At 47.5% G+C, this 26,676-nt stretch carries 30 protein-coding genes; 16 read left to right on the top strand and 14 right to left on the bottom strand.

Annotated features, from left to right (window positions below; genetic code table 11):
- The first annotated feature begins 3 nt into the window (after nt 1-3).
- Nucleotides 4-399 (top strand): 50S ribosomal protein L17, encoded by a 396-nt coding sequence (rplQ, locus tag UXZ23_RS07710; protein WP_015488517.1) that lies wholly within the window; start codon nt 4-6, stop codon nt 397-399.
- Between the two features lie 121 nt (nt 400-520).
- Here rplQ and UXZ23_RS07705 read toward each other — a convergent pair whose 3' ends face one another.
- The 6 genes from UXZ23_RS07705 to UXZ23_RS07680 form a co-directional block, all read right to left on the bottom strand.
- Nucleotides 521-1,402 carry an alpha/beta hydrolase gene (locus UXZ23_RS07705; RefSeq protein ID WP_320820032.1) on the bottom strand — a complete coding sequence of 294 codons (882 nt, stop codon included), beginning with the start codon at nt 1,400-1,402 and terminating at the stop codon, nt 521-523.
- 197 nt (nt 1,403-1,599) lie between these two features.
- Nucleotides 1,600-2,877 carry a TRAP transporter large permease subunit gene (locus UXZ23_RS07700; protein ID WP_320820031.1) on the bottom strand — a complete coding sequence of 426 codons (1,278 nt, stop codon included), beginning with the start codon at nt 2,875-2,877 and terminating at the stop codon, nt 1,600-1,602.
- The gene (locus tag UXZ23_RS07695; protein ID WP_320820030.1) at nt 2,874-3,356 is read right to left on the bottom strand and encodes a TRAP transporter small permease; all 483 of its coding nucleotides are present in this window, start codon (nt 3,354-3,356) and stop codon (nt 2,874-2,876) included. Before UXZ23_RS07695 ends, UXZ23_RS07700 begins: the two co-directional genes overlap by 4 nt.
- Nucleotides 3,356-4,348, bottom strand: coding sequence for a TRAP transporter substrate-binding protein DctP (dctP, locus tag UXZ23_RS07690; protein ID WP_320820029.1), 993 nt, complete (start codon nt 4,346-4,348; stop codon nt 3,356-3,358). The genes UXZ23_RS07695 and dctP overlap by 1 nt, the downstream gene beginning before the upstream one ends.
- A gap of 7 nt (nt 4,349-4,355) precedes the next feature.
- Nucleotides 4,356-5,189 carry a TRAP transporter TatT component family protein gene (locus UXZ23_RS07685; RefSeq protein ID WP_320820028.1) on the bottom strand — a complete coding sequence of 278 codons (834 nt, stop codon included), beginning with the start codon at nt 5,187-5,189 and terminating at the stop codon, nt 4,356-4,358.
- A gap of 136 nt (nt 5,190-5,325) precedes the next feature.
- Nucleotides 5,326-9,036, bottom strand: a complete 3,711-nt coding sequence (locus UXZ23_RS07680) for a DUF1631 family protein (protein ID WP_320820027.1) — start codon at nt 9,034-9,036, stop codon at nt 5,326-5,328.
- 412 nt (nt 9,037-9,448) lie between these two features.
- Here UXZ23_RS07680 and UXZ23_RS07675 point away from each other — a divergent pair, with 412 nt between their 5' ends.
- Genes UXZ23_RS07675 through UXZ23_RS07640 form a run of 8 tightly spaced genes read left to right on the top strand, consistent with a single transcriptional unit; the run spans nt 9,449 to nt 14,306 of the window.
- Nucleotides 9,449-9,685: a hypothetical protein gene (locus tag UXZ23_RS07675; protein WP_320820026.1), complete on the top strand. Its 237-nt coding sequence runs from the start codon at nt 9,449-9,451 to the stop codon at nt 9,683-9,685.
- On the top strand, nt 9,675-11,255 hold the full coding sequence (locus tag UXZ23_RS07670; protein WP_320820025.1) for a cytochrome ubiquinol oxidase subunit I: 1,581 nt from the start codon (nt 9,675-9,677) through the stop codon (nt 11,253-11,255). Before UXZ23_RS07675 ends, UXZ23_RS07670 begins: the two co-directional genes overlap by 11 nt.
- A gap of 11 nt (nt 11,256-11,266) precedes the next feature.
- The gene (gene cydB / locus UXZ23_RS07665) at nt 11,267-12,400 is read left to right on the top strand and encodes a cytochrome d ubiquinol oxidase subunit II (protein ID WP_320820024.1); all 1,134 of its coding nucleotides are present in this window, start codon (nt 11,267-11,269) and stop codon (nt 12,398-12,400) included.
- A 32-nt stretch (nt 12,401-12,432) separates the two neighbouring features.
- A complete protein-coding gene (gene cydX, locus UXZ23_RS07660) occupies nt 12,433-12,549 on the top strand; it encodes a cytochrome bd-I oxidase subunit CydX (protein WP_025266463.1) in 117 nt (38 codons plus the stop codon).
- Complete coding sequence (locus UXZ23_RS07655; protein WP_320820023.1) at nt 12,536-12,892, top strand: cyd operon YbgE family protein; 357 nt, start codon at nt 12,536-12,538, stop codon at nt 12,890-12,892. The genes cydX and UXZ23_RS07655 overlap by 14 nt, the downstream gene beginning before the upstream one ends.
- Before the next feature lie 24 nt (nt 12,893-12,916).
- Nucleotides 12,917-13,297 carry a rhodanese-like domain-containing protein gene (locus UXZ23_RS07650; protein ID WP_320820022.1) on the top strand — a complete coding sequence of 127 codons (381 nt, stop codon included), beginning with the start codon at nt 12,917-12,919 and terminating at the stop codon, nt 13,295-13,297.
- A 21-nt stretch (nt 13,298-13,318) separates the two neighbouring features.
- The gene (locus UXZ23_RS07645; protein ID WP_320820021.1) at nt 13,319-13,867 is read left to right on the top strand and encodes a DUF3365 domain-containing protein; all 549 of its coding nucleotides are present in this window, start codon (nt 13,319-13,321) and stop codon (nt 13,865-13,867) included.
- 4 nt (nt 13,868-13,871) lie between these two features.
- Nucleotides 13,872-14,306, top strand: coding sequence for an OsmC family protein (locus UXZ23_RS07640; protein ID WP_320820020.1), 435 nt, complete (start codon nt 13,872-13,874; stop codon nt 14,304-14,306).
- Here UXZ23_RS07640 and UXZ23_RS07635 read toward each other — a convergent pair.
- Nucleotides 14,303-14,626, bottom strand: a complete 324-nt coding sequence (locus UXZ23_RS07635; protein ID WP_320820019.1) for a TraR/DksA family transcriptional regulator — start codon at nt 14,624-14,626, stop codon at nt 14,303-14,305. The genes UXZ23_RS07640 and UXZ23_RS07635 overlap by 4 nt on opposite strands.
- A 186-nt stretch (nt 14,627-14,812) precedes the next feature.
- Between UXZ23_RS07635 and UXZ23_RS07630 the strand changes: the two genes are divergently transcribed.
- The gene (locus tag UXZ23_RS07630) at nt 14,813-15,364 is read left to right on the top strand and encodes an RNA polymerase sigma factor (protein WP_320820018.1); all 552 of its coding nucleotides are present in this window, start codon (nt 14,813-14,815) and stop codon (nt 15,362-15,364) included.
- Nucleotides 15,361-16,089 carry an anti-sigma factor domain-containing protein gene (locus UXZ23_RS07625; RefSeq protein WP_320820017.1) on the top strand — a complete coding sequence of 243 codons (729 nt, stop codon included), beginning with the start codon at nt 15,361-15,363 and terminating at the stop codon, nt 16,087-16,089. Before UXZ23_RS07630 ends, UXZ23_RS07625 begins: the two co-directional genes overlap by 4 nt.
- Before the next feature lie 58 nt (nt 16,090-16,147).
- Here UXZ23_RS07625 and UXZ23_RS07620 read toward each other — a convergent pair whose 3' ends face one another.
- Together UXZ23_RS07620 and UXZ23_RS07615 are read right to left on the bottom strand one after the other, a co-directional pair.
- Complete coding sequence (locus UXZ23_RS07620) at nt 16,148-16,723, bottom strand: YceI family protein (RefSeq protein WP_320820016.1); 576 nt, start codon at nt 16,721-16,723, stop codon at nt 16,148-16,150.
- A gap of 35 nt (nt 16,724-16,758) precedes the next feature.
- Nucleotides 16,759-17,328 (bottom strand): cytochrome b, encoded by a 570-nt coding sequence (locus UXZ23_RS07615; protein WP_320820015.1) that lies wholly within the window; start codon nt 17,326-17,328, stop codon nt 16,759-16,761.
- A gap of 144 nt (nt 17,329-17,472) precedes the next feature.
- On the opposite strand from UXZ23_RS07615, the gene UXZ23_RS07610 reads away from it, so the two are divergent.
- Nucleotides 17,473-18,360 (top strand): LysR family transcriptional regulator, encoded by an 888-nt coding sequence (locus UXZ23_RS07610; protein WP_320820014.1) that lies wholly within the window; start codon nt 17,473-17,475, stop codon nt 18,358-18,360.
- A 64-nt stretch (nt 18,361-18,424) separates the two neighbouring features.
- Here UXZ23_RS07610 and UXZ23_RS07605 read toward each other — a convergent pair whose 3' ends face one another.
- Entirely contained in the window at nt 18,425-19,066 is a 642-nt protein-coding gene (locus tag UXZ23_RS07605) for a hypothetical protein (RefSeq protein ID WP_320820013.1), read from the bottom strand.
- Between the two features lie 153 nt (nt 19,067-19,219).
- Nucleotides 19,220-20,686, bottom strand: a complete 1,467-nt coding sequence (locus tag UXZ23_RS07600; RefSeq protein ID WP_320820012.1) for an MATE family efflux transporter — start codon at nt 20,684-20,686, stop codon at nt 19,220-19,222.
- Nucleotides 20,687-20,720: 34 nt separating this feature from the next.
- Between UXZ23_RS07600 and UXZ23_RS07595 the strand changes: the two genes are divergently transcribed.
- Nucleotides 20,721-21,353, top strand: a complete 633-nt coding sequence (locus tag UXZ23_RS07595; RefSeq protein WP_320820011.1) for an SCO family protein — start codon at nt 20,721-20,723, stop codon at nt 21,351-21,353.
- A 3-nt stretch (nt 21,354-21,356) separates the two neighbouring features.
- Here UXZ23_RS07595 and UXZ23_RS07590 read toward each other — a convergent pair whose 3' ends face one another.
- Genes UXZ23_RS07590 through UXZ23_RS07580 form a run of 3 tightly spaced genes read right to left on the bottom strand, consistent with a single transcriptional unit; the run spans nt 21,357 to nt 23,463 of the window.
- Complete coding sequence (locus UXZ23_RS07590; RefSeq protein WP_320820010.1) at nt 21,357-22,163, bottom strand: iron chelate uptake ABC transporter family permease subunit; 807 nt, start codon at nt 22,161-22,163, stop codon at nt 21,357-21,359.
- Nucleotides 22,160-22,966 carry a zinc ABC transporter ATP-binding protein ZnuC gene (gene znuC, locus UXZ23_RS07585; protein WP_320820009.1) on the bottom strand — a complete coding sequence of 269 codons (807 nt, stop codon included), beginning with the start codon at nt 22,964-22,966 and terminating at the stop codon, nt 22,160-22,162. Before znuC ends, UXZ23_RS07590 begins: the two co-directional genes overlap by 4 nt.
- Nucleotides 22,963-23,463, bottom strand: coding sequence for a Fur family transcriptional regulator (locus UXZ23_RS07580; protein WP_320820008.1), 501 nt, complete (start codon nt 23,461-23,463; stop codon nt 22,963-22,965). Before UXZ23_RS07580 ends, znuC begins: the two co-directional genes overlap by 4 nt.
- Nucleotides 23,464-23,518: 55 nt before the next feature.
- Here UXZ23_RS07580 and UXZ23_RS07575 point away from each other — a divergent pair, with 55 nt between their 5' ends.
- From UXZ23_RS07575 to egtD, 3 genes are all read left to right on the top strand, one after another.
- Nucleotides 23,519-24,346 carry a metal ABC transporter solute-binding protein, Zn/Mn family gene (locus UXZ23_RS07575; protein ID WP_320820007.1) on the top strand — a complete coding sequence of 276 codons (828 nt, stop codon included), beginning with the start codon at nt 23,519-23,521 and terminating at the stop codon, nt 24,344-24,346.
- A gap of 70 nt (nt 24,347-24,416) precedes the next feature.
- A complete protein-coding gene (gene egtB, locus UXZ23_RS07570) occupies nt 24,417-25,637 on the top strand; it encodes an ergothioneine biosynthesis protein EgtB (RefSeq protein WP_320820006.1) in 1,221 nt (406 codons plus the stop codon).
- A gap of 44 nt (nt 25,638-25,681) precedes the next feature.
- Complete coding sequence (gene egtD / locus UXZ23_RS07565) at nt 25,682-26,647, top strand: L-histidine N(alpha)-methyltransferase (protein WP_320820005.1); 966 nt, start codon at nt 25,682-25,684, stop codon at nt 26,645-26,647.
- Nucleotides 26,648-26,676 lie beyond the last annotated feature (29 nt).

Genomic DNA, 26,676 nt, shown 5'->3' with positions numbered 1-26,676 from the left:
ACCATGCGTCATCGTAAAAGTGGTCGTCACTTCAATCGTACAAGCGCACACCGTCAAGCTATGTTCAAAAACATGGCGGTGAGCTTGTTCGAACATGAAATCATCAAGACTACTCTGCCAAAGGCAAAAGAGCTGCGTCGTGTAGCTGAGCCGCTGATCACACTTGCAAAAGTGGACTCAGTTGCTAACCGCCGTTTGGCCTTTGCTCGTACTCGTAGCAAAGAAGTAGTTGGTAAGTTGTTCACTGACTTGGGTCCTCGTTACCAAGCTCGTCCAGGTGGCTACATTCGTATTTTGAAATGTGGCTTCCGTGCGGGTGATAACGCCCCAATGGCTTATGTTGAATTAGTAGATCGTCCAGTTGCTACTGCAGCTGACGACGTAGTTACTGAAGACTAAGTTAGTTAGTGTCAGTTTACTGATGCGAAAAACCCGCGATGAAAATCGCGGGTTTTTTTATGGGCGCTCGCTAATAATCAGAGCACGGTGCCGTTGAGGCCTAAGCCTCACGGGCGCAAGATTATTTCTCAGCCTTTAGGAAATTGGCTATTGCTCGTATCGCACCGCGCGATTCAGGCATGTAGCTGCCGTGAATTTGGAATACATGCCACATATCGGCAAATTCCTGTAAAACCACTTCATTCCCAGCCTGCTTGATTGCATAGGCAACCCGACGGGCGTCATCAAGCAGTATCTCGTCGGTACCGACTTGAATTAGTGTTCGCGGATATTCTTTAAAATCGCTGAAAAGCGGGGATATTTGTGGGTGGCTTAGTGACTGATCGCCAGCATATATTTTTGCCGACGTTCGCAACCACTCGACGCTAAGCATCGGATCTATGTTGGCGCAACGTTCAATGCTGTTGCCGCTGCAAGTTAAGTCCGCCCAAGGTGATAGTAAGACTAACGCACTAGGCTCGGCGTATTCGCCAGCGCGAATTGCCTGCATAAGAGCAAGGGTGAGACCTCCACCCGCGGAGTCACCTATAACAACGATGTTTTGATGCTCTGCTAGCAACGCTATATATGCCTCTAGGGCATCTTCTACCGCAGCAGGGAATAATGACTCAGGTGCTAAGCGATAATCGATTAAATAGCCTTTGTATTCTGTCTCTCGTGATATCCGTGCAACGAGTTCTCTGTGACTAACCGGTGAGCCAATGGTATAGGCTCCGCCGTGTAAATAGAGAATTGCGCCGCTGTCCATCGCAGGTGTGTAGCTACGTGCTGGAATATTAGCTAAGCGGCACTCTTCTTCCTTAACACCATTCGGCATTGGAATAACGCGCTGTAATGCATCTAACCGTTTGCGCTGGGAGGCAATGGATACTTTGGGTCCTAACTGGCGTTTCACCACTTGGTTTACAAATAGGCGAGTCGCCCGTGCTAAAAAGGAGGGCATATGAAATTACCGAGTAGGAAAAAGAGCGGGCCGTTGGGGGCCCGCAAAGCAGCAGGACTGGGTGCACATCCTTGCGCAACGATCATGAAGATGGCCTAAGCCAATACCTGATAATCTACTCCCGTCCTGCGTAAGTTTGGGCAGAGAGCTGTAAAGATTGGTCATGCATAAGTGAGTATTTAAAGCGATGTTTATGGTCATAGCAGAACCATACTTAGCCAAGGCACATAGGTGATGATGATGACGGTGGCTAATAGAATAAAGAAGAAGGGCAGCGTCGCTTTATATAGGGTCATCACTGGTTTATTAAAGCGGAAGCTAGCAATAAATAAATTCATGCCTACCGGCGGTGTGAAATATCCCAATTGCATATTCGCCAAGAACAAAATCCCTAGATGGATTGGGTGGATACCATACTGTACAGCGATCGGCAGTATGATCGGAATCATAATGACGATGGCTGAGAAGATGTCCAGCATCATTCCTAAGATTAGCAAGAATACCGTTAGCAGTAATAGGAATGTGAATCCGTCACTGACGTGTGCCTGAATGTAGCCAAAGATAGCCTCAGGTACCCCAGCATCAATCATGTAGTTAGTGGATGCGAGGGATACGCCTAATATCAGTAAAATAGCGCCAACGAGTTTCATCGAGTCGCGCATAACGCCGGGTAAATTACTAAAACTGATTTCGCGACGAATCACTACAGTGACGATTAGTACGTATAACGCTGTGATGGCAGCGGCTTCAGATACGGCGAAGAAACCACCGTAAATACCTCCAAGTACGACGAAAGGCAGAGGAATCTCCCACGCGCTGTCCTTGATTGCAGCCCACGCTTCCGCGCCATCAAAAGGCGCAGCTTCTTTCTTAATATGACGACCTTGCCAAGCGCTATAAAGCGATAGTGCCACAAGCATAAGCAGACCAGGCAAAAGACCCGCAAGAAACAGATCATCAATACTCACAGGCGTGTCCAAAGCCATTTGCTGGGCAATGACGCCATACAGAATCAAAGGTAACGACGGCGCGAACAACAATCCAAGACTACCGGATGTGGTTACTAGACCCAGATTGAACTGCTCTTTGTAGCCTGCTTTATTCAGTGCCGGTACTAACAATGCGCCCAGTGCCACTATGGTCACGCCTGAAGCTCCTGTAAATGCTGTAAACATAGCGCACGCTACAAGAGCAACGATGGCCAGGCCACCAGGCATCCAACCAAGAAATGCATCGGTAATTCGTACGAGGCGTTTAGGCGCTTGGCTTTCACCGAGCAAATAACCAGCAAAGGTAAACAGAGGAATAGCGATCAGCACGGGCATTTCGGCAATGCGATAGATTTCTACGGCCATAACTTGCAGGTCGACATCACTCTGCCAAAAGCCCCATAACGCGCTTGCAGCAATGACGGTGAATAACGGGGCACCAGCTATGGCGAGCAAGAATAGAATGAGAGGAATAATAACGCTCATGCGTTTTTCTCCAAGCCATTAAACGCTGTATCTAGACTTTGCGCGATAAATCTCAGGCCCATCAAGCCAAAGCTAAAAGGAATAATAGCTTGTAGCGGCCAAGCTGGAATTTGAGCAAAAGCAATATCGCCGAATTCGCGTGATACAGCGAGAAATGCATAGCTATGCCAAGCAATAATACAGCAAATGACAGCGGCAAAACTCAGAGTTAGGGTTGCCAACAAACGTTTGGTGTTTGGCCCAGCTAAGCGATTAATTAGATCAATAGCAATGTGCTCTCGAGTGCGTGTTGCTAACAAAGCGCCTAGCAGACCAAGCCATAGCACTAAAACTCTTAACAAGGGTGGAATCCAGCTGACACCGCCTCCAAACAACGAGCGCGCGAGAATATCGAATCCCGCCAGTAAAATCATAGCGAGTAGGAGTAGCACTAATAGACTGTCTTCTGCTCGATGCACCCAAGTTACGAGTTTCTTCATTATTTAGCCTGACGTAATTCGATGAGACGCTGTTGCAGCTTTTTGTATAAATCGACGGGATAAACGTTCTTATCGGCAAGAGCAGCAATCGCACCTTTGGCTAATGCTTGCCATGCGGTCTTGTCAGCTTCGGTCAGCTCTACGAATTCGATACCGTTTTGTGCTAGGGCTTGGCGTGCACCGGCTTCATCAATTTCGTTTTGTGCATCCATTTTCGCGAAGGTAGCTGCCATAACACGTTTGACGGTTGCTTGATCAGCCGGGCTGAATTTTTTAAAGGCAGAATCATCAACGACCATCATGCCAATCAAAAACACCAGAGGGTAATCTGTGGCGTAATCGAGTTTGGTATGCCACTGCAATGCAATCGAGGTCGAAGGGTTAACGGCAACTGTATCGATCAAACCAGTTTGTAAGCTGGTATACACATCTGAAACAGGCAGTGCTATGGGTGATACGCCACCGTTTTCGAACGTTGTTTGGCTGATCATATCGCCTTCAGGAACCCAAACTTTGCGATCTTGAACATCGCTTGATGTGCGGATCGCTTTATTCGACATCAAATAAGCAAACCCGCCTTCTGATATGCCGAGTACGACATAGCCATTCTTCGCTAGATCTTGAATAATGTACGGATCGAACTCTTCACGAATTGCACGTACTTCTTCTAAATTGCGGAAGGTGAATGGCAGGCTATAGAGCTGAGTAGACGAGGCGATTTGCGCGAATGCACCAGAGGCAACAGCACCACCTTGCAGTTGGCGGATCTGCATTTTACGTAGCACGCTCTTGTCGCTACCTTGTACGCCGCCTGGGAAATATTTAACGTTTACGCGACCTTCCGTTTCTGTCTTTATTTCAGCAGCCGCTTCGCGCAATAGCTTCATCCAGCTAGTACCATCGGGTGCCAGTGTAGCAATTTTTAGCGTGGCGGCTTGTGCCCCAGATGCTAGTAGGCTTAAGACTAATATAGCGGGTGTTAGTAATTTCATTATGGTCTCACTCAAAGTAATCAGCGGATTCAGCCAGCAAAAGATGCGCTTGGCGTTGTGCTAAACGATTGATCAAGGTTAGGCCTTCAAAATGGGGATCGGCACTGAGAGTTTCTTGCAGCAAACGATCATGCAGTTCTTGTTCGAACATCAAACGGGCGTATTGTTTCGCAAACAGTACCTTGGCCATGAGATTGTGGCCATCGGTTAATTCGATAGCGCGCTCAAAGTGCGCTCGACCTGCTTCTGGTTTGCCGCCTAATGATGGTGGAAGTTGGGTTTCCAATACGCCTAAATAGACTTGCACAGTGGCGTTGTCGTATGCCGGATCATGGCTGGCTACCCAAGTCATTAGGATCGTTACTTTTGATAACTGCGCAATGGCATTCCAGTCGTCAGTATTAGCTTGAATCCAACCGGCCCAAGCAGAAGCAAATGCGTAAAAAACGGCAATGTCGTCGCTGTCGTAGTCTAAATATAGGGCGTTATTGAGAGCATCCGCAGGACCATCCACTAGACGACAAGCATCATCATCGTATTCGCACAGTGCTCGTCGGGCGTAGGTCATGGCTTTGTCGGCCATTGATTTAGCTTGCTCTTCATCTTGAGCAAATACGCCGGCATATGCTCCATACAAACGAGAAGCGGCAAGTAGGAAGTCTTCGTCATCGGGATAAGTTAGAACCAAGGCATCTAACAGTAGTAAATAGGCAGGGGCGCCAGCGGCTACTACCGCAGGATCATCTTGGTTCATCATGGAACGAGATAGATTGCTCGGCAGTCTGCCAACAGAGCAGGCGGCCATTACTAGGCACAGCCCTATGGTCAAAATCGATTTCATGTCAGGCACTATTGAGATTTGGAGCACGGATTGTACACCGGTTAGGGTGACGGTTTCACTAAACCCAGACACTTGTCATTCAGGCGCCCGGGAGTAGGTTGAGGCATTCATCGACTCAAGCGTTAATAGCCTACGTTTAAGCCAGATCTTGTAGGGCAATGTGATCGTCCGATGATGCAACACTGTAGTCGATGCCAATACCTCGCAGAATCTCCCATACGGATTGATTTGGGCTATATTCAGCGATGGTTTTCTTCGCCATAAATTGCGCGATTTCCTGAATCGATTTAATCAGGGCGTAGTCGGCTGAGCTGCTATTTAGGCCATCAATAAAGTTATGGTCGATCTTAACAAAGTCAACCGGTAAGGCTTTTAGATAGCGGAATGAGGATTGCCCAGTACCAAAATCAGCAAGCACGAACTTACAGCCAAGACTGCGCATTTCGTGCATGAAATCGGCGGCGTCATCGAGATCTTTAATGGCAGATGTTTCATTCAGTTCAAAGCAGAGCTTATTAACGGGCACGTCTTTTTCTCTTGCCTGCTCAAAGATGTAGGCTAACAAACTTTCATCGTTGATAGCGTGCCCCGACAGGCGCAGAACGAAACGCTGAATTGTCGCAGCAGTCTCAGGGTTATCAGCCAGCCATTGCACCATCTGTTCGATAATCCAGCGGTCTAACATGTACATGCGGTTATAGTTTTCAGCGGCTTGTAGATACTCTAATGGCGGTATTTGAGCGCCATCCTCGTCTGCGATGCTGATAACTACTTCGTATTGAATATGTCCTTTATGCCGTTCTTGAATCGCTTTGATAGGAACGCACAGGACCGATAGTTGTTCGTTTTCAAGGGCTTGGTTGAGCTTGTTCCCCCAATGCATAAAGGCATCTTGGCGTTGGCGTGAAGCGTCATCAAATTCGTAGCGCACAATACGGCTACCGCCACGGTCTTTGGCTAGCATGCAGGCCGATTCTGCTTGTTCAAATAACAACGCGGCTTCTGTGGTATCGGCATTTAATTCGGCCAAGCCCATGCTGACATGAACGCGGAAGGTGCTTTCGCCCGTTGGTATATCGAACTGTTCAATTGCCTTACGCAGAAGTCGCGTACTGGCTTCTGCTTGTTCGATATCGTGGCGCGGGAACAATACTGCGAATTCATTACTGCCTATACGGGCACAAATGGCGTCGCCATCATGATCTTCAATAAGTGTCGCGATGGCTTGCAGGCAGATGTCACCGCCTTCCACTCCGTAGTTTTTATTAATCAACTTAAACTGATCAATATCAATCATGCACAAGGTCTGCGGCACGCCGCTATGCAGATGTTGTTGCAGTTGTTCTTGTAGTAGATACAAGAAATGCTGACGGTTTGTTAGGCCGGTAAGGGCATCAATGTTTGCTTGTTCGGATAGGTCTTTATAGATCTGTTGCACTAGGCTATCAACGCTCTGGTCAACCGCCGATTCCTCAGCTTCATATAAGCGCTTAATGGAGCCATCTTCGAGTGCGATTGCGAGTTCGTTGAAGGTGAAATCTACGATTTTCATACCGCTATGATTAACGCAGGCGAAGCGCGACATATCGGCCGCAATCCAAGCAATTGATACGGTTTGATTGTTACTAATGATGAGCAGGCGATCGCCCATTTGCAGATTTCGTGCGCGCCGAGCGCCTTTACCTTGCAGCTGCTGATCTTCTTGTTCTTCAATGAATTCTGGCAGATCAACGGTTTCTCGTACTTCGCCGTGACTGAGGTGCTCTTCTGCGGCTTCTAGTATCGCTTTATGCCATGTGTCATGGCGCGGCAGAGGACCGTTCAGTTGATCTAGTTCTTGGCGGGCGAGATCCATCATGGGGGCGAACTTGAGCATGAGCTCGCGACGCCCAGTGTTGTTGCTATTAAATAGTACTAAGGTTTGGCGATAGAGTTTCACTGCGCCTTTAAAGCGAACGCTATCTGGGCCTTCGCGCAGCAGCAGTAAGCACAGCATCTGTTGCCAGCCTTCACGCAGCCACTCAACTACACAATTGGGCAAAGTACGGCCAGAGATATCACGACCAATTAAGGCGTCGATACGACGACGCGCCATGGCTAAGCGATACTCGCCTTCGGCGGTTTGTGCGACGCGCTCGGCGTTCTTGCGGGCCTTACGTTCAGCACTGCCAACCATGGTTTGCAATGATTCTAATAACTCATCCAATTGTTGGGGGTTATTTTGAATATCGTCCGTTAGCGGGGTGATTAATTCTTCTAGGGTCGCCTGAATCTTGCCTTGGCCAGTAGTGGTCAAATGTCCTAAGCGTGCCAACAAGTTCAGCACTAAGCGCCCTGGGTGATCTTGATTGAACAGTAAGGTGGCATCATTCAGCATCAAGTGCAGTAACGGCCAGCCTAATTGTGAGATCGACGGTTTGATAAAGTCAGCAATTTGCGGGTTGTCTAGTAAGTCGCGGGTGACATGCTCAATGGTGTCGATTGCGTGACGCGTATCTTCGGGCAGACTTACGTCTTGGCGAGCAAGTTCGTGCTCTAACTCATCGAGTACGTGGCTGTCTGGCAAGGCATTAACTTGCGACATCACCGCAACTAAATCGGTAATTTGTTCTGGCGCAGCTTCGGGTAAGGCCGGAGCTTCGCTTTCTGGTTGCGAGCGTTGATAGCGCAACGATAATAAGTGTTGAATGTTTTCGTAGGCCTGGCGTGCTTCTTCGTGATGGCGTTGGAAGTCGGCCATTGATGGCTTATTGCTGGCACTATCGGTGTTGCCTGCGCTGTACTGGTTTTTTGGCGCTTGTGGTTCTTTTACTGAATTTGCAGTGCCGGCAGTCGGCTGCTCCGTTTGAGCATAACTTGCCGTCGTTGCCGCCTGCGGACGTTCATCTTGCTTAGGTTTACGATAGCGGAATGTCAGTGGGATATTAATTTGGCGAATGACATTTTGATAAGTCGACGTCAGTAAGGTTAATGCCGCGTGTTCGAATGTATCGAACGCAAGCTCTCGCGCCTCATGTGGTAGGCCAATGGTTTCAACACTGTCGCGAAATGCTTCGGTTACCGTATTTGGGCCTATGGGGTTAAAGCAGTTTTCGACAGAGGCGCTGGAAATGGTATCGAGTAGCTGTCTAAGCTCGAAGCTTTCTTTGTTCAAATGCGATTGCAGATGTGATGCGGTTACTTTTGCTAATAACCAATCTTCAAAATCGCTTTGGTGTACCAGTGATAATGCAATCGAACCTTCATAGTCTTCTGATTCGTCAGAGATTTTAGCTTCACCATCCATCCAGCGTTTTAATTGATGAGTTAAAATCTGTGAAAAACGCTGAAAGAATTTGTCACCCTGCGCTTTAACTTGTTTTTCTAGCTTCAGCCATTGTTGCTGCTCTGCCGTATTGCGAGCTTGATTGGCCTGATCGAAGGTACCTTCTAAAAATTCGGGGAGCCACTGGCGCGGTAATCTTTCGATGAGGCGAGATGCTTCGCTGACAAACAGCTTTTTAAATGTTTCGCGTTGTTCGCTAGTGATACCGCCGCCGGCACGGCTAGATTGATTAACTTCTTGTAGCTGCAAGAAGAGTTGGTCGTCGGGCTCGTGCAATTTAATGCCAACAACTTGATTGCGTTGAAATACCCACTCCACAGCAATATTGACTGGGTTTGCCAGTGAAAGTTGCAATTGATGCACACCCGCGGTGCCTTTCAGGCTGCCGTGCTGCCAATTAAGTTTCATGCCGCTGTGCGAAAAATCCGTCACGATACAGTCGAACTTGCGCCCATCGCTAAGCGTTAATAGCGCATTTAGCTGGCTGGTGAATCTTGGGTGTTCACGTAAATCCGCGGCCATTGCACTGTCCATAGGTTCTATAACCGTCTGCCAAACGGTTGTGGTGAGTTGCTCAGGGGCTGCTCCGATTGCTATGTAATCTCGGAATTATTGCCGTGTTTTGTATATGCTCTCGTCACATCTGTGACTAAGCCTTTTATTTTCGTCATTCCTGAGCCTAGGCTGCTTCTGAATATACCACTGCCTGAGCCTAGACTGCTTCTGAATATACCACTGCGATAGCCGCAAGCCTAGGGAGGGGCGGTATCAATAGAATGGCTACACAAGACAAATGAAGAGTTGAAATCTTCATGCTTATGTAGTTATATCTTGACCTATTTCAACAGCTCTACATCCAGCTGCGACGTCTTGTCGCATACGCAGTCTTTGCCAGTTTGAGATACTGGCGCTCCTAGTTCTGGAGGTTTGAGTGATGCCGATATTTAAAACGTCTTCAGACAAAGCCTCTATGTGGTCTTCCGCGCTAATTCGTGAATTGACTGCGCTACTCATTATCAAGCTGGCCCTCATTTGGGGTATTTATACGCTGTATTTTTCCGACTCGGTCGAGCAAGGCCGTGTTGATGAGGTCATGACTGAGCAGTGGGGATTACCTGTCAGCCCATCCGCTACCGATTCTAATATGAAGGAGAACACCCATGATCAGTGAAAGTTTGGTGGATCTATCGCGACTGCAATTCGCGATAACCGCGCTATACCACTTTCTGTTTGTTCCATTAACGCTGGGGTTAGCGTTTATTTTAGCCATTATGGAATCTGTGTATGTCATGACCGGCAAGCAGATTTATCAGGATATGGTGAAGTTCTGGGGCAAGTTATTTGGTATTAACTTTGCGCTGGGGGTAACCACTGGCTTGACGATGGAGTTTCAGTTCGGCACCAATTGGGCTTATTACTCACATTACGTCGGTGATATTTTCGGTGCGCCGCTGGCGATTGAAGGTCTGATGGCCTTCTTTTTAGAGTCTACTTTTATCGGTTTGTTTTTCTTTGGCTGGGATCGTCTGACGAAAGTGCAGCATTTAGCGGTGACTTGGTTGGTGGCCATCGGTTCGAATATGTCAGCTTTGTGGATTTTGATCGCAAATGGCTGGATGCAGAACCCTGTTGGTGCAGAATTCAATTATGAAACCATGCGTATGGAGATGATGAGTTTTTCAGACGTTATTTTTAATCCCGTAGCGCAGGTTAAGTTTGTGCATACCGTGTCGGCAGGCTATGTAACGGGTGCTATGTTTGTACTCGCTATCTCGGCATTTTATATGTTGAAAAAACGCGACTTACCCTTTGCTCGTCGATCATTTGCGATCGCGTCAAGCTTTGGTCTAGCGTCTATTTTTTCGGTCATTATTTTAGGTGATGAGTCAGGTTATGAAATTGGTGATGTGCAGAAAACCAAACTTGCAGCCATCGAAGCCGAATGGGAAACCCAAGAGCCGCCAGCCGCGTTTACCTTAATTGGCTTGCCGAATGAAGCAACCCAAGAAACCGACTACGCCATTAAAATTCCTGCCATGCTTGGGTTGATAGCGACGCGCTCGGTGAGCCAAGAAATTACCGGCATTAAAGACTTACTGATTGAGCACGAAGAGCGTATTCGCAATGGCATGACTGCTTATGCAGTGCTGCTGAAGCTAAAGGCGGGTGATGTGTCTACCGCAACGAAAGCGGAATTTGAAGCAGTAAAAGATGACTTAGGTTATGGCTTACTCTTGAAGAAATACACCAACGATGTCGTCGATGCGACAGAAGAGCAAATTAAGCAAGCCGCCGCAGATACTATCCCAGGCGTTGCCCCTATGTTCTTTACCTTCCGCATTATGGTGGGTTTAGGCTTTTTGATGCTCACTTTGATCGGCTTGTCCTTTTACTACAGCGCACGCCATACCGCCGAGAAACAAAAGTGGTTATTGCGCGCTTTGATTATTTGTTTACCTGCGCCTTGGGTGGCCTGTGAAATGGGTTGGTTTGTTGCCGAATTCGGTCGCCAGCCTTGGTCTATTGGTGAAATATTACCAACGCACTTATCTGTATCAACACGCAGCGTGACGGATCTTTATATGAGCATTGGCGCATTTATTGGTTTCTACTCACTGCTGCTCGTGGCTGAAATGTACTTAATGATTCGCTTTGCGCGTTTAGGACCTTCGAGTTTACATACTGGTCGCTATCATTTTGAACAGCCAAGTAATCACACTACTACTCACGCACCAGCGTAAGGATATTCACCATGGATTATGAAACATTAAAACTCGCTTGGTGGGTGTTGATCGGTGTTCTGCTGATTGGCTTTGCGGTAACCGATGGCTTTGATATGGGCGTAGGTGCCTTATTACGCATTATTGGTAACACCGATAATGAACGTCGAGTAATGATGAATACCATCGGCCCGCACTGGGATGGTAATCAGGTGTGGTTTATTACGGCTGGTGGTGCCATTTTTGCGGCATGGCCGATCGTGTATGCCACGGCTTTTTCGGGTTTTTATTGGGCTTTACTCTTGGTGCTATTTGCCTTGTTTTTCCGTCCGGTAGGGTTTGAATATCGCTCTAAAATTGATGATCCACGCTGGCGTGGAGCTTGGGATTTGGGCTTAACCGTTGGTGGAGCCGTTCCTGCTTTAGTCTTTGGCGTCGCATTTGGTAATTTACTGGTGGGCGTTCCTTTTGGTTTCGATGAGTTTATGCGCTCCACCTATACCGGATCGTTTTGGGCATTATTGAATCCATTTGCCTTGTTGACGGGTGTCATCAGTTTGTTGATGTTGGCGATGCATGGCGGGACTTATTTGCAAATGCGTACCGATGGCGCTTTGCACGAGCGTGCGCGGAAAACCTCTTTGTATTTAGCCGTTGTGGTTACGGTAGCATTTGCCGTTGCTGGTTTTTGGGTAGCTAATCTTGATGGTTATGTCATTAGCGCTATTAACGATGTGACCAAAGCAGTAACGCCGTTGCAAAAAGAAGTGATGCTGCAGTCGGGCGGGTGGTTGGAAAATTATGGTCGTTATCCGTGGATGATGAGTGCACCAGCCATGGGGTTTGTTGGTTTATTGTTAACTGCCTTATTTTCAATTGCTAATCGTGGGGCGCTAGCCTTTGTTTCTAGTTCTTTTGCTCTAACTGGAATTATTTGCACTGCAGGTTTTAGCTTGTTCCCATTTATTATGCCGTCGAGCACGTTCCCCGCTCAAAGCTTGACCGTGTGGGATGTTGTTTCGAGTGAATTAACGCTGAATATTATGTTCTGGGTGGCTATGTTTTTCGTCCCTATTATTTTGAGTTACACCGCATGGGGTTACTACAAAATGCGTGGTCGTTTAACGACCGACTTTATTGAAAACAATAAATACAGTACTTACTAGTATTCGGGTGTTGTTAATTTAAGGAATTATTTATGTGGTATTTTGCTTGGATTTTAGGCGTATTGTTGGCTTGTTCATTCGGCATTATTAATGCGCTGTGGTTAGAAGTGAATGAAAACTTAGATCGTGATGCTGATGTCCCAGAGTGAAAAAATAGAGGCGGCGGTAAGCGCGGATGGCGATCACAAAACGCCGATTAATTACCGCGCTTATGGTCCTCTTTATCACGTTTGGGCGAGGGTGCTGTCATTACTGACAGCGCTCGGATTGTCTGGTGCATTACTGGTTATGCCTCATTTGGTTGCTGCTGATACCATGAGCTTAAAACATGGTCCGTTATCCTTGGCTATGTGGGGCATTAGTGCCGGTTTTGTGCATGGTATTGGTTATATCCCTGAAATGCGGATATGGCGTTTTACATTAGGCCCAGTGATTGCTTGGCCGGTTATGACGTGGACAGCCTATAGTTGGTTTTCTGGCTACTTAAACTGAATACATAATAAGTGAGATTGCGTAATGATGATGAAAAAAGAAGATTTTTTAGCCGCCGCTCAAGCATCGATTTCACCCATTACTGCGAATGAAGCCGAAGCGCTATTAGCATCAGGTGCTGTGGTGCTAGATGTTCGCGAGCCGGCGGAGTTTTATGCTGGCCACCTACCTAGTGCTGTTAATGTTCCGCGTGGAGTATTGGAATTTCGCGTCGGCGACCATCCCGCTTTAACCGATACTTCAGCGACTATTTTACTGTATTGCAAAAATGGTGGTCGTAGCACTTTGGCGGCCCATACACTCAAACAGATGGGATTCGATAACGTACGTATGCTGGTTGGCGGTTTTGATGGATGGACAGGTACTGTTCATAAAATTGAAGTTGACCCTAGTGTTTATCAGTAGCATTTGTCTATGAGGTTCCATGTGCGCAAGTTAGTGATTATGTACTTATGTTTTTTCGGTGTATCCCTGCATGCTGGAGATATGGAATCGTTAACAGTAGAGGCTCGTTCTCAAAGTAAAATACTAGGGCAGTCGTTGATGGCCGTTTTGAAAACGAGCATACAAAGCGAAGGTCCTGAAGCAGCAATTACCGTATGTAATTTGAATGCGCCAGACATTGCCGGAAGTTTAAGTCAGGCTGATTGGCGTGTTGGCCGTACCTCACTAAAAATACGTAATAGTGATAATGCTCCCGATGCCTGGGAAAAGCAGACGCTAAACGAATTCAATGATCGAATTCAGGCGGGCGAAAACCCAATGATGGTTGAAGCCAGTAAGATTATTGACGGCGAATTTCGTTACATGAAAGCCATCCCTACTGCGGAAATGTGTGTTACTTGCCACGGCTCTAATGTGGCACCCTCAGTGGCTAGCAAAATACACGAACTGTATCCTGTCGATCAGGCCGTTGGCTTCAATGTCGGCGATCTTCGTGGAGCCTTTACCTTGCGAAAAACCTTACAGGACTAATCTAATGGCTGATCACGTAATTAAAATCGACTGGCAAGCACAGGGCGAGTTCTCGCACGAAGGCTTTGAACGTCGTCATAGCATTCAGTTTCAATCCGATGTCAGCATTGCTGCTGGTGGCGCAGGTAACGAATACGGTGCCGATCCAGAGCAAATGTTGGCCGCGGCGATGGCCAGTTGTCATATGCAAACATTTCTAGCTTTGGCTGCTAAAAAACGTTTAAAGGTAGAGAGCTATCGCGACACGGCAGAGGCTGAATTAAGCCAGCGCGATGACGGTAAATTTTGGGTTAGTCGTATTACGCTAAATCCCAAAGCTACGTTTAGCGGCGATAAAATTCCGGACTCTGAGGCTATTCGTGCTATGCACGATAAGGCACATGAACATTGTTTTATTGCTAATTCGACCAGCAGTGAAGTGGTCGTAAATATCGCCTAATCTGCACACATCATGCATTGATGCGCGGTTGGAATCGCTTCTAGTCGCGCAGCATTGATGCTTTCTCCACAGGTATCGCACTCACCGTAAGTGCCGTGTTCTAGTTTATCGAGTGCATGATCAATATCTTGTAGTTCGTGGTGCCATTCATCACCTAGCGCCAACAATACATCGTCATTTTCGCGCTCGGTAGCTTGCTCAGCAAAATCAGCGGACAAGGGGGCATCTCGGTGGCTAGCATCGCGCTCGACCTTATTCGCACGTTCAAGCAACACTTTTTGTCGTGCCACTAAACGGTCGCGGATTGCTTCAGTATTCATATTCTCTCCTTTTGATAGCTTCTCTTAGCATAGCTGAGGGCTTAACTATCACCTTGATCTGAATCACAGCGTGGAACTAGTCTTATATTTTGTGCATCCGAAAAGTGCAGTCTATCGTATATCTATTACCGGTAGAAAAAACGCGTATTCCCGTAACGGAAACCTACCAAAGGTAGAGCACCATCCATGGATTTAGAAATTGAATTGCGACTCTTAACTGAGACGGCGCAAGGGCGAGAAGACGCTTTTGCCAAATTATATGAGCGTACTAACAGGCGTTTGTATGCAGTAGCACTAAACTTACTGCGTCAGCCTGATAGGGCAGAAGAGGCCGTACAAGAAGCTTATGTGCGCATTTGGTACAACGCTGGTGAATATCACCAAGAGCGTGGTTCTGTACTAACTTGGATGAGCAGCATCGTCAGATATCGCTGTTTAGACATGCTGCGCAGCCGCAAGTTGCGTGAAGATAAGCAGGATGAATTTGAGGGTGACGAGTCGATACCAGAGACTGAGCAAACAAGTTTATTGGATGATTTAGTGTTGACTGAAGATGCACCGCAGTTGGGTGCCTGTATGCAGACGTTGGACGAGGGAGAACAGCACGCCATTCACTTGGCCTACTTCCGCGGACTAACGCATAGTGAGATTACTGAGCAGCTGGGATCGCCGCTGGGTTCGGTTAAAAGCTGGATTCGCCGAGGTTTACAGCGCCTAAAGAGGTGTCTGGAATCATGAATTACCTGACTAAAGAACGGAAAGATGCCCTGGCCGCAGAGTACGTACTGGGTACGTTGCATGGCGCTGCTAGATCACGCTTTCAACGATTGATGCGAGAGCACGCCGAAATTCGTGAGCGCGTCTATTACTGGGAGCGCACCTTAGCGCCAATGACAGAGCGGTTATTAGACGCTGTGCCTTCGACACAATTGCTGCGCAAAATACAATTACGCCTTGGGCATTTGCCTGAAGCCGCCAATGATACGGAAGATGCTATTGAACATGCGGCTGAAGAAGCAGCGGCAAACACTAACTGGGGTTGGTTAGCGGCACTATCAACGGCTGCTATGCTAGTGCTCGCGGTGGTTTTGGTGATGCCAAGCAAGCAAGTAGCAATGCCTTTGACACAACAGATCGCGATTATTCAGAATGCTGATCAACAGCCGTTATGGTTGCTGGAATTAAGTGACGATGTGTTGCATGTGCAGGCGACGGCAGCGGTTGAGCAAAGTGCCGATCACGACTATGAGTTATGGATAGTGGCCTCAGACGGACGCGCACCTATTTCATTAGGGGTTGTTCCTGAGTCTGGGGTGCTTGATGTGCCGCGTCATGAAGCCTTTGATAGCCTCCAGATTGCGGCGTTAGCGATCAGCTTGGAGCAACCCGGTGGATCTGTCACTGGGTTGCCAGGGCAGGTGCTGTATACTGCGACGCTGACACACCTTGTGAATAAGTCGTAAGACCGTACAAAACAAAAAGCCGGCACTAAGCCGGCTTTTGGTTACTTACGATGGCGTCTTACTGACGAATACCTTCGATATGGAGTTCAATTTCAACCTGAGTTGACGCTGGGCCTAAGTTATAGTCGATACCATAATCTTTCAATGTCAGCGTGGTTGAACCTTCAAAGCCCGCACGATACCCGCCCCATGGATCGTTACCTTCACCGATGCGAGTCACTGGAAAACTAATGCTTTTGGTCACGCCATGCAGGGTAAAGTCGCCAGTAATTACACCAGTGCCTTCGCCGGTTGTTTTAAAGCCGGTACTTTTAAACGAAGCTTCTGGATATTTACCGGTATTTAAAAAATCAGCACCTCGCAGGTGCTTGTCACGCTCGGCATGGTTTGAATCAACGCTGGTAGTATCAATGGTCACATTAATTGCAGATTTGTCTGGCGCAGCTGCATCATATTCAAACGTGCCGTCGAAGGTGTTGAAACGACCTACCAACCAGCTGTATCCAAGATGTTTGATCTTAAAGTTGACCGAAGCATGTGCGCCTTGGTGATCGACAGTATAGGTGGCTGCTTGGGTTAATGGAGCCGCTAATGTCGCCGCGCTGAATGCCAAAGTTAATAGTAATTTTTTCATGTTTTATCCTATTACAGTTAAATGTGTTTTATTCGTTATTTAAATTCATTTGAATTTGATTCGGGTCTAATCATGCGCAGCAGTGTTTTATCTTTGTCTATAAAGTGGTGTTTTAACGCCGCGACACCGTGGAACGTCGCTAAGGCAATAAGCGACCAAGCCAGCCATTCGTGAACTTCGCCTGCGACGTCTGCTTGCCCATTGCCCGTAAGTGTTGCTGGCACATCGAACAAGCCAAATACCGTGATCGCTAGACCGTCAGCGGTGGATATTAAGTAGCCGCTGAGGAACAACATGGCCATCAAGGTATACAAACCTAAGTGCGCAATGTGGGCCGCTTTATTTTCTAACGGTTTTTCCGACAAAGGTTTTGGTGTTGGGTTCAGTAAGCGCCAGCACACACGAGTGAGCCATAATAGTGCGACTAATATACCGGCACTCTTATGCAGGTCGAGGGAGCCTTTGTACCAAGCGTCGTAGTAGGTTAGTTCAACCATGTAAAGGCCTAATCCGAACATAGCGACAATAGCAAGCGCCATAGTCCAATGGAGTAGGATGGCTATCCAGCCATAACCAAGCGGGGTGTTCCTTAAATTGCCTGACATTCGAAATCGCCTCCGCGGCTGGTCAGTTGCTTGTAGGTCATCACATTAGACCTTTCTGAGTGTGATAAATAGGTACAAAAACAGACAACTATTGTGCAAATATGCACAATTAGGCCGCTGAACTTGTTCAAAGTGGAGATGAGTATGGATTCTGGGTATCGCTGGGATGATTTGCGCGTAGCCTATCAGGTGGCGGAATCAGGTAGCTTGAGCCGAGCCGGTCAGCAGTTAGGTATTAACCACACGACAGTTCTGCGTGCGGTTAATCGCTTGGAGCAGCAACTCAATTTACGTTTGTTTATTCGCCATCAGCGCGGCTATCAACTGACCGATGCCGGTCATCTGATGTTAGAGAAAATGCGCCCAATCGTCACCGATATGCAGTTGTTGTTTAACACTTTGTCGTCGCTTGAAAGTTCGCCTTCGGGCACATTACGAATTTCCACAGTATCGGATTTTTCGGCTTTCTTTGCGCCACTGCTGCATGGCTTTCGTCAGCAATACCCGCAAATTCGGGTCCAAATTGTTGCAACCGATGATGTCTTGTCCCTTGCCAGTGGGGATATTCACGTTGCCATTCGTATCGGTCAAGAACCGCGCGAACCAGACATTATTGCTAAGCGCTTAATGTCTGTTAGGTTGCAATATTATGCAGCCCAAAGCTACATAGACAATTACGGCGTGCCGCGCTCATTAGCGGACGTAAATCGTCATTTGTGGGTTATGCCAAGCGGCGAGAAACTGCGACTATCGGGTATTGATCAGCTATTTGAGCGGTTGGATTTTCAGCAAGTGGCATATCAGAGTAATAGTTTTAACGACATAGAGTCTGCCATTCGCGAAGGCATGGGGATAGGTCCCTTAAGCATGGTGCGTAAGCCATTTGGCTCAGAAGATGGATTGCAGGTAGTTGATTTTGGTTTGCGCACAGGCTCGGCTGATATGTGGTTCGTATATCATAAGGACTTACGTCAAAGCACACGTATTCGAGCTTTGCAGGATTTCCTGTTAGCGCATTTACCTGCGGTTTAGAGAGTAATATTAGAGTTTTGAGCCTTCAAGATGACTAATGCATGAAGGCTCAAAGTAAAACGAATTACAGCAGCGGACTGGCAAATCCCATTTGGCTTGACAAGCAAGACCAGCGCTGGCCAATTTGGAATAAATTACTACTGCCTAAGCGTTTCATAAAGGAATCGAAGGTTGGATTCTCATAGGCTTGTGGTTGTTCTAACAGTCGTTCGACAGCCGCTTCGACGAGCTCATCTAAGTCGTTAGAAAATGGCTCGCCAATCAAGGTATGAATAATCACGTTGGATAGCGCCATATCTAAAGGAATTAAAGGCTGGCCAATGCGATGAATACAGGCTTCGTTGACCTCTTCCAATAAACGATGAGCTAAATAGGCTTCATCCATGAGCGCAGCTAAACCGACTTCACTATTGATTGCTTGTGGTGGTGTCGTGAAAAATTCGGCGGCAATGCGAATCACAGGTTCAACGGCATGGCTCAAGCCTGTTATCTGAGCGGCATCACTTAGATCGGTCAGCATGGCGGGTACGTTACTGATATAGCGCACGACAAATTCGCACAAACGCTGTGTCGCATCATTTTCTGGTAGTTGCACAACGCGTGCTACTTGATCCAAGCGTTGACCTAAGACTTGCTGTAAATGATGGCTGGTTTTTTCTTCGGCAATGGCGTTGTGAATCAGTACTTCGATACGTTCCATGGTCACAATTCGACCCTCTTCGGTGGCTAATCATTACGACAGTGAATTCTAGTGACTGACAACTGACGGTATAAAAATCTAATAAAATCAAATGTTTACGAGTCAGTTTCTGCCTCTTGGAAAAAAGTATAGTAAAGATTGACGCCTACGCTAGGTGATTTACATAAATTTTTTCGGGTACCGCCAGAGTGTCAAAAAGCCGTGCAGCATAAATAGAGCGCGAGCTACTAAGAATCCGTAAAATGCTAGCCATAAACCGTAATTTGAGAAGGGTAGTAATAGCCACCATAAAGGTAAAAACACCAGTAATGCTGCGGCTAACATAGCGTTGCGCATGAGTGCTGTTCGCGCCGCGCCAATAAAAATACCATCGAGCCAATAGCTGGCAACACCGACTAAGGGCAATAGGAATAAGAAACCTTGGTATTCTTCTAAGCGCGGAAGTAGGCCAGGGTTGTTGGTTAGAACGCTTAATAGCGTTGGGCCAAAACTGAAAAAGCCAATGGATAGCAAAGCAGCCATCGTCACCATATTGCTGCCGGATAACCATAAGATACGTTTTAATAAGTCTGCGCGAGCGCACCCCAGTGCTTGTCCTATTAGGCTTTCTGTTGCATGAGCAAAGCCATCAAGGGCATTAGAAATGAGGAGTAACAAGGTAATAAATACGGCATTCACGGCGAGTATTTCTTCTCCTTGTCGTGCTCCTTGGGCGGTAAAAAATGCAAACACACTGAGTAAGCAAAGAGTACGGATAAATAGTTGATGATTAATGCGTACGAGGGGCGCTATAGCTTGCCAGTGTGGACGTTGCAACCACAAGACAGCGGAGCTGATCGACGAGGAGTTGTTCTGATGATTCTGCTGATAGTAACGCCACACGCAGATAACGCCGATGATACTGGCGCTGTAATCGCCAATAACGCTGCCCCAAGCGACGCCGTCGCTGGTCATATTTAGGTGATAAACAAAGAGGTAGTCGAGTAGCGCATTCACGAGATTTGCACTTGTTAGCATAAGTAGCGGAATACGAGTTTTCCCTAGGCCAATAAACCAGCCAACTAAGGTGTACTGTAGTAACACCGCGGGTACGCTGAATAAACGTATCTCAATATATTGCTGGGCGTGTGTTTGTAGCAGTGAGTTATTCGATATCTGTGTGTCGCCAAATAGCGGTAGCAACCAAGGAATCATAAATTGGGCGATGACGGCGATTAGCAGTGCCAGAGGTAACGCAAGCCAGAGCGCATTTTTGAGCACATCGAAAACGCCGTTTACTTCTTGAGTTATCGTATCGCGACCATAGGCTTGTGCGGTTAATGCCGTTGTTCCCATGCGTAAAAACCCAAAACTCCACAGCATAAAGGTAAACAACTGGCTGCCTATGGCGACCGCACCGAGGTAAGTGACATCGTCTAAATGACCCAATATCGCAGTATCGACTAAGCCGAGTAGTGGCACTGTAATGTTGCTGAGCATAATCGGCCAAGCTAGTGCGAGGATGCGACCTTGTGTCGCAGTTAGCGGCTCAATTTCGGGGCTATTGGCAGAGTGTGAAGGCGTCATGGCTGGTACAATAACAGCAATATGAACATTGGTAATCTCAATCCCGCATCTCAATCCCACATCTCAATCCCACATCTCAATCAGAGGCATCCAGATGTTGAACGCAACACAGCGTATTTTCGCTTCAGTGCTCTTTTTTTTGTTAGTGTCTGCAATGATTACTGGTGGGGCGCTAGCGCGGCTGAATGGGCCTTCGGCAGTTGGTATTGATGGCGTGCGTATTTTTAGCCGCGGAATTCCTATTTCTGACGGTCAGTTTAGTGCTCAAACCGGTAACTCATTTCATCTTAGCGAATTATCAGGAAGCTGGAGTTTGCTCTTCTTTGGCTACACCTACTGTCCAGATGTTTGTCCAATGACCTTGGCAAATTTAAGCAGGACTTGGAAGCGCTTACCGTTGGATGTGCAGGCACAATTTAATGTTGTATTGGTGAGTGTTGACCCCGAGCGCGATTCACCGGCGTCGATGGCACCTTACATGGGGTACTTTAATCCCAGCTTTATGGCATTAACTGGCAACCCTGCGGCGCTTAAAACGTTAGCAACGGAAGTGAATGCGTTTTTTGCGCGTGTCGAACGCGATGGTGATTTAGCGTATTTGATGGATCATTCGGCCAATATAGTATTGATTGATCCCGCAGGGCAGTATCGAGGTTATATCGAACCACCGTTAGATCCGCAAAGACTAACGGGCGTTATGCAGCAGCTCGTTAGTATGCCGCGTTAGATATTAGCGCGCTGCTTGTAAGCGGCCTGCAGGAATACTCGCTAAGAACAAGAGCATCGCGGCAACCACGATACTTGGTCCTGCGGGGGTATCCCAACGAAAAGATGCCCACATACCGAGTAGCACTGAAATTACACCAGCAACACTCGATAGACCCACCATTTGCTCCGGTGTGCGAGCAAAGCTACGTGCGGCTGCCGCCGGAATAATGAGTAGCGCACTGATCAGTAAAATGCCGACGATTTTCATTGCTAGGGCAACAACGATTGCCAGCATCAATACCAGCAATAAATTCAAACGCTGGACTGGGTGACCATCAATACTAGCCAGTTCAGGGCTAACCGTGACGGCCAATAACGCACGCCATTGCCAAAGTAACAACAGCCCAGTGCTGATGGCGGCGAGCAAAAGCCATAGAGTATGTTGGCTCTCGACGGCGAGTAAATCACCAAACAAATATCCCATTAAATCGATCCGAATCCCATCTGTTAAGCTAAGCGCAACTAAGCCTACCGCTAGCGTGCCGTGGGAAACGATACCGAGTAAAGTATCGGATGATAACCGCGAGCCACGTTGCAGTGGCAGCAGTATTAAGGCTAACGATACTGAGCCAATAATTAACGCCAAGGTCAGATTGATATCGGTGAGAACACCGAAGGTGATACCTAATAACGCACCGTGTGCGAGAGTATCGCCAAAAAATGCCATGCGTCGCCAAACTACAAAGCTACCGAGCGGCCCAGTGGTGGCAGCCAGTAAAATCCCTGCCAGTAACGGCATCGTCCACCAAGGTGTGGTGAAGTCCATCATGAGTTAGATCCTGAGTGATGATTGCAGTGCCGGTGGTGTTTGTGATCAACCGATAAGGTATTAGCTGGTTCGACATGCCCATCAATGCAATGCGCATGATCGTGATGATGGGTGTAATGGGCGATTGGCGCTTCGCGCTTACCAAACAGCTGCAAGTAAGCAGGGTCGAGCGAGACACTATCAGGATGGCCAGAACAACAGACATGGCCATTCAGGCAAATCACCTCATCGGTGGCAGCCATCACCAAATGCAAATCGTGAGACACCATTAACACCGCGCAACCTAACTCATCGCGCAAAGTTGGAATCAGTTGGTATAACTCTAACTGGCCTTGCACATCCACGCCTTGAACTGGCTCGTCAAGTACCAGTAGTTGCGGTTTGAGTAATAGAGCACGTGCCAACAACACGCGTTGCCATTCACCACCAGAGAGATTGTGAACGGATTGCTGTTCCAGAGCTTTGATACCTAAACGTTCTTGCCAGTAGTGGATTTGGTCTTTTTTAGCGCCACGCGCCAGACGTAAAAAACCACCGACGGTTAGAGGCATGCGCTCATCTAGCGCCAAGCGTTGCGGCATATACCCTATGTGTAAATCAGGGCGTTGTAATACGCGCCCACTATCGGCTTTCGTTAAGCCTAGTAATACGCGAATTAAAGTAGATTTACCGCAGCCATTGGGGCCGATCAAGGTAATGATTTTACCGGGCTCAATTTTTAGCGATATATCATCAAGCACGACTTTTTGGCGTAAGGCTAAGCGCAGATTTTGCGCTTCAATTAATGCTGACGATGCGTTCATGCATTTGCCCCGTTAGCAGCTGCAGTTGAATGTTGGCAGCTAGGGCAGAGACCGGAGAGTTCGATTGTTTGTTCTTCTATAATAATTCCTAATTCTTCTGCGAGGCGAGTGTTAACGTCTTGCATACGCTCGGGTGATAGTTCCAGTGCATTGCCACACAAGCGGCAGATAAAGAACCCCGTTGTGTGATCTTGCCCAGGATGAGCACAGCCAATAAAAGCGTTGAGCGAACTAATGCGATGAATCAGACCAAGCTCTAATAGAAAATCTAACGCACGATAGACTGTTGGCGGCGCTGAATTGAAGCCGTCTTGGGCTAATTGCGGTAGCAGTTCATAAGCGCCTGTCGGTTTATGATTTTGCCAAACTAACTCTAATACGCGTTTACGCACTGGAGTTAAGCGCGCGCCACGGGATTCACACAAGTTCTTGGCATTAGCTAAAGCTGCCGTTATGCAGGTGTGATGATCATGCGGTGCGTAGACAGTAGAAGTCATGACGTAAACCTTAGGTTATAATGTAGCAATTCTACGATACCTAGGCTGCGAGACAATGAAGAATTTGCGTTATTTGTTGGGTTTAGTTGTTTTATCTACCCTAACATTTCCCGCCATGAGTGCGCCCAAGCCATTAAATGTGCTGGCAACACTGCATCCGTTAGCCTTAATTGCGGCATCGACGGTTCCTCCCGAGCAGCTTGAAGTGCTAGTGCCAGCGGGTATGACGCCGCACGACTTTAGCTTGCGACCGTCCGATATCGACCGATTGCAAAATGCCGATATTATTTTTTGGGCTGGTCCAGAGGCTGAGCCGTATTTGCGTGGTTTTGCTAAACGTTGGCCCGACAAACATTGGATTAACTTAGCCATTTATCGCCAAGAGGGGCAAAGTGACGATCCTCATGTTTGGTTTTCGACTGTGATTGCTTTGGCGGCTCAAGCTGATCTAGCGGCATTGTTGGGGCATGACAACTCTGAGTTCGCGCAGAGTGTGGCTGCCTCCGTACAATTCAGTGAGGAGCAACTACAGGGCTTACAACAGCGAGGCTTTTTCGTATTTCACCGCGCCTACGACCACTGGGTTAGTGAGCGAGGTCTATTGCAATTGGGGGCTTTTACCTTGTCGCCTGAACAAAAACCAGGCATTCGGACCTTGCAAGCTATGCGTGACCAGCTAGCCAATGGCGAAGTCGTATGTGTGTTCAGCGAACCTGAATATACTCCAGCGCTGGTGGATTCTGTCGTCGGTGATTTGCCAGTGAATCGAGCAGAACTTGATCCGTTAGGTAGTCATATTTCTGTGACAAAAGATGGCTACGCTCGGTTCTTAGATGACATGGCGATGCGCGCGCGCGCTTGTCTTGAGCCTAGAGAAAATTAACCGACTAAGACTTGCACTATGTGCTCTCAGAGGTCAGGGTTAATAATGACCGATTGACCAAGAGAGCATAATGAACGATCCATCGCATACGTATCACGCAATCAGGCAAACAACTTTGGCCTTATGTACGCCGTTGGAGCCTGCCGATCATGAGTTGCAAGCGGCGGCTTTTACTAGTCCCGCGAAGTGGCATCTAGCCCACACTACTTGGTTTTTTGAGACCTTCGTTTTACTACCCAATCTGAAAGGTTATCGCCCCTTCAATCCCCTGTTTGAACAGCTTTTTAATAGCTATTACAACGGCATAGGCAAGCCATACCCTCGCGATAAGCGCGGCTTGTTATCACGTCCTTCGCTTGCTGAGGTTCTGCGCTATCGTCTCTGGGTTGATGAAGCGATGCAGGCTCTATTGGCTGATACTCGCCTCTGGCCCCTGATTGAACTGGGTCTTAATCACGAGCAACAGCACCAAGAGCTGTTACTCACAGATCTACAATATTGTTGGTCTGTGAACCCGCTTGCCCCCGCTTATGCTGCGCCAATGAATGAGACCAAATTTGTCCACCAAGAAATAAGCTGGCACGAATTTGGTGGTGGTATTCACAGTATTGGTCATCAAGGGCATGGCTTCTCGTTTGATAACGAAGGGCCGCGACACTCGGTTTTAGTGAGTGACGGCGCGATCGCTCATCGCTTAATTACGACCCGCGAATATTTAGAGTTTATGGCAGATGATGGCTATGAGCGCCCAGATCTTTGGTTGGCGGACGGCTGGGCTTGGGTACAACAAAATGCCATTGAAGCACCTTTATATTGGCGTGAGACGCTTGATGGCTGGCGTCGTTTTAGTTTGCACGGCGACCAGCCACTGGCATTAGATAATCCGGTGACGCATGTGAGCTTTTATGAAGCTGACGCTTATGCGCGCTGGGCGGGTGCTCGTTTACCGACGGAAGCAGAATGGGAACTCGTGGCGTCAAAACATGCGATTGTTGGTGGGTTTCAAGAGTCGGCTTATTGGTATCCCCAAGGTGCAGCGAACAACAAATCGCTGCAACAACTTTTTGGTGAAACATGGCAGTGGACCAGTAGTACTTATCAAGCTTATCCCAAGTACAAACCCGCCGCCGGTGCTGTTGGCGAGTACAACGGCAAGTTTATGTGTAATCAAATGGTGTTGCGCGGAGCATCTTGTCTGACGCCTGTTGCTCATGCTCGAGCTTCGTATCGCAATTTCTTTTATCCCCATGAGCGCTGGCAATTTACCGGCATTCGTTTAGCGCGTTTTTAGTTAACGCAGCAATTATTACGGACCTTAAATAAAAGAGGATGACCATGGAACGTCAGGCATTACAAATTTTTGATGATTTACCTGCTCCGGCTGATATTCGTTCAGAGGTATTAGCTGGCTTAAACTCTAGTCAGAAAACCTTACCGGCGAAATATTTCTATGACGAACGTGGTTCACGTTTATTCGAAGAAATTACCCATCTACCTGAATATTATTTAACACGAACTGAGATTGGTTTACTGCGCGAATACGCCGATGAAATCGCCGAAATTATCGGGCGTGGCTCTGTTTTGTTGGAGTACGGTAGTGGTGCGAGTATTAAAATTCGCTTGCTGCTCGAAGCCTTACGTCCACAGTGTTATGTACCTATGGATATTAGTCGCGAGTTTTTAATCGCTTCCGCTTCACGCCTACTCGACGACTACGAATGGCTCAATATTTACGCTGCATGTGTCGACTATTCTCAAGACATCGCATTGCCGGATCAGCTGTTAAATGCCGGTACGAAAATGGCTTTCTTTCCAGGGTCGAGTATGGGCAACTTCACCCCTGAGCAGGCCAATGATTTCTTGCGTCGAGTGCGTTCGACTTTAGGTGACGGCGGCTATTTTTTATTGGGTGTCGATTTACTAAAAGATGAATCGATTTTGCAAGCCGCTTACGATGACTCTCAAGGTGTTACTGCCGCATTTAATAAGAATGTCTTGCGTCACCTAAATCGCACCTTAGATGGTCAATTTAACGAAGATCGTTTCGAACACAAAATTGTTGTCAATCATCTTCTCTCTCGTGTCGAAATGCACCTTGTGAGCTCCATCGATCAGATGGTTAATATTGCCGGTAACACTATCGCCTTGCGCAGTGGTGAAACAATTCACACCGAAAACTCTTACAAATATCGGTTAGAGCACTTGATTGATATGGCAGGGTCTTGTGGGTTTGAGTGTACGAATATTTGGACCGATAGTAATGAATATTACGCGCTGATTATGCTGAAATGTGGCAGTTGAGCCATTAACGGCATGAATTATCCTTGTGC

It is taken from the genome of Thalassolituus sp. (assembly GCF_034111725.1).
GTDB lineage: Bacteria > Pseudomonadota > Gammaproteobacteria > Pseudomonadales > Oceanobacteraceae > Thalassolituus.
This window is presented reverse-complemented; position numbering and strand designations above follow the sequence as displayed.

What these genes read in the sequence shown, in the direction of transcription:
- rplQ (WP_015488517.1), top strand. Translation starts at nt 4, where the DNA reads ATGCGTCATCGTAAAAGTGGTCGTCACTTCAATCGTACAAGCGCACAC.
- UXZ23_RS07705 (WP_320820032.1), bottom strand. Translation starts at nt 1,402, where the DNA reads ATGCCCTCCTTTTTAGCACGGGCGACTCGCCTATTTGTAAACCAAGTG.
- UXZ23_RS07700 (WP_320820031.1), bottom strand. Translation starts at nt 2,877, where the DNA reads ATGAGCGTTATTATTCCTCTCATTCTATTCTTGCTCGCCATAGCTGGT.
- UXZ23_RS07695 (WP_320820030.1), bottom strand. Translation starts at nt 3,356, where the DNA reads ATGAAGAAACTCGTAACTTGGGTGCATCGAGCAGAAGACAGTCTATTA.
- dctP (WP_320820029.1), bottom strand. Translation starts at nt 4,348, where the DNA reads ATGAAATTACTAACACCCGCTATATTAGTCTTAAGCCTACTAGCATCT.
- UXZ23_RS07685 (WP_320820028.1), bottom strand. Translation starts at nt 5,189, where the DNA reads ATGAAATCGATTTTGACCATAGGGCTGTGCCTAGTAATGGCCGCCTGC.
- UXZ23_RS07680 (WP_320820027.1), bottom strand. Translation starts at nt 9,036, where the DNA reads ATGGCCGCGGATTTACGTGAACACCCAAGATTCACCAGCCAGCTAAAT.
- UXZ23_RS07675 (WP_320820026.1), top strand. Translation starts at nt 9,449, where the DNA reads ATGCCGATATTTAAAACGTCTTCAGACAAAGCCTCTATGTGGTCTTCC.
- UXZ23_RS07670 (WP_320820025.1), top strand. Translation starts at nt 9,675, where the DNA reads ATGATCAGTGAAAGTTTGGTGGATCTATCGCGACTGCAATTCGCGATA.
- cydB (WP_320820024.1), top strand. Translation starts at nt 11,267, where the DNA reads ATGGATTATGAAACATTAAAACTCGCTTGGTGGGTGTTGATCGGTGTT.
- cydX (WP_025266463.1), top strand. Translation starts at nt 12,433, where the DNA reads ATGTGGTATTTTGCTTGGATTTTAGGCGTATTGTTGGCTTGTTCATTC.
- UXZ23_RS07655 (WP_320820023.1), top strand. Translation starts at nt 12,536, where the DNA reads ATGTCCCAGAGTGAAAAAATAGAGGCGGCGGTAAGCGCGGATGGCGAT.
- UXZ23_RS07650 (WP_320820022.1), top strand. Translation starts at nt 12,917, where the DNA reads ATGATGATGAAAAAAGAAGATTTTTTAGCCGCCGCTCAAGCATCGATT.
- UXZ23_RS07640 (WP_320820020.1), top strand. Translation starts at nt 13,872, where the DNA reads ATGGCTGATCACGTAATTAAAATCGACTGGCAAGCACAGGGCGAGTTC.
- UXZ23_RS07635 (WP_320820019.1), bottom strand. Translation starts at nt 14,626, where the DNA reads ATGAATACTGAAGCAATCCGCGACCGTTTAGTGGCACGACAAAAAGTG.
- UXZ23_RS07630 (WP_320820018.1), top strand. Translation starts at nt 14,813, where the DNA reads ATGGATTTAGAAATTGAATTGCGACTCTTAACTGAGACGGCGCAAGGG.
- UXZ23_RS07625 (WP_320820017.1), top strand. Translation starts at nt 15,361, where the DNA reads ATGAATTACCTGACTAAAGAACGGAAAGATGCCCTGGCCGCAGAGTAC.
- UXZ23_RS07620 (WP_320820016.1), bottom strand. Translation starts at nt 16,723, where the DNA reads ATGAAAAAATTACTATTAACTTTGGCATTCAGCGCGGCGACATTAGCG.
- UXZ23_RS07615 (WP_320820015.1), bottom strand. Translation starts at nt 17,328, where the DNA reads ATGTCAGGCAATTTAAGGAACACCCCGCTTGGTTATGGCTGGATAGCC.
- UXZ23_RS07610 (WP_320820014.1), top strand. Translation starts at nt 17,473, where the DNA reads ATGGATTCTGGGTATCGCTGGGATGATTTGCGCGTAGCCTATCAGGTG.
- UXZ23_RS07595 (WP_320820011.1), top strand. Translation starts at nt 20,721, where the DNA reads ATGTTGAACGCAACACAGCGTATTTTCGCTTCAGTGCTCTTTTTTTTG.
- UXZ23_RS07590 (WP_320820010.1), bottom strand. Translation starts at nt 22,163, where the DNA reads ATGATGGACTTCACCACACCTTGGTGGACGATGCCGTTACTGGCAGGG.
- znuC (WP_320820009.1), bottom strand. Translation starts at nt 22,966, where the DNA reads ATGAACGCATCGTCAGCATTAATTGAAGCGCAAAATCTGCGCTTAGCC.
- UXZ23_RS07580 (WP_320820008.1), bottom strand. Translation starts at nt 23,463, where the DNA reads ATGACTTCTACTGTCTACGCACCGCATGATCATCACACCTGCATAACG.
- UXZ23_RS07575 (WP_320820007.1), top strand. Translation starts at nt 23,519, where the DNA reads ATGAAGAATTTGCGTTATTTGTTGGGTTTAGTTGTTTTATCTACCCTA.
- egtB (WP_320820006.1), top strand. Translation starts at nt 24,417, where the DNA reads ATGAACGATCCATCGCATACGTATCACGCAATCAGGCAAACAACTTTG.
- egtD (WP_320820005.1), top strand. Translation starts at nt 25,682, where the DNA reads ATGGAACGTCAGGCATTACAAATTTTTGATGATTTACCTGCTCCGGCT.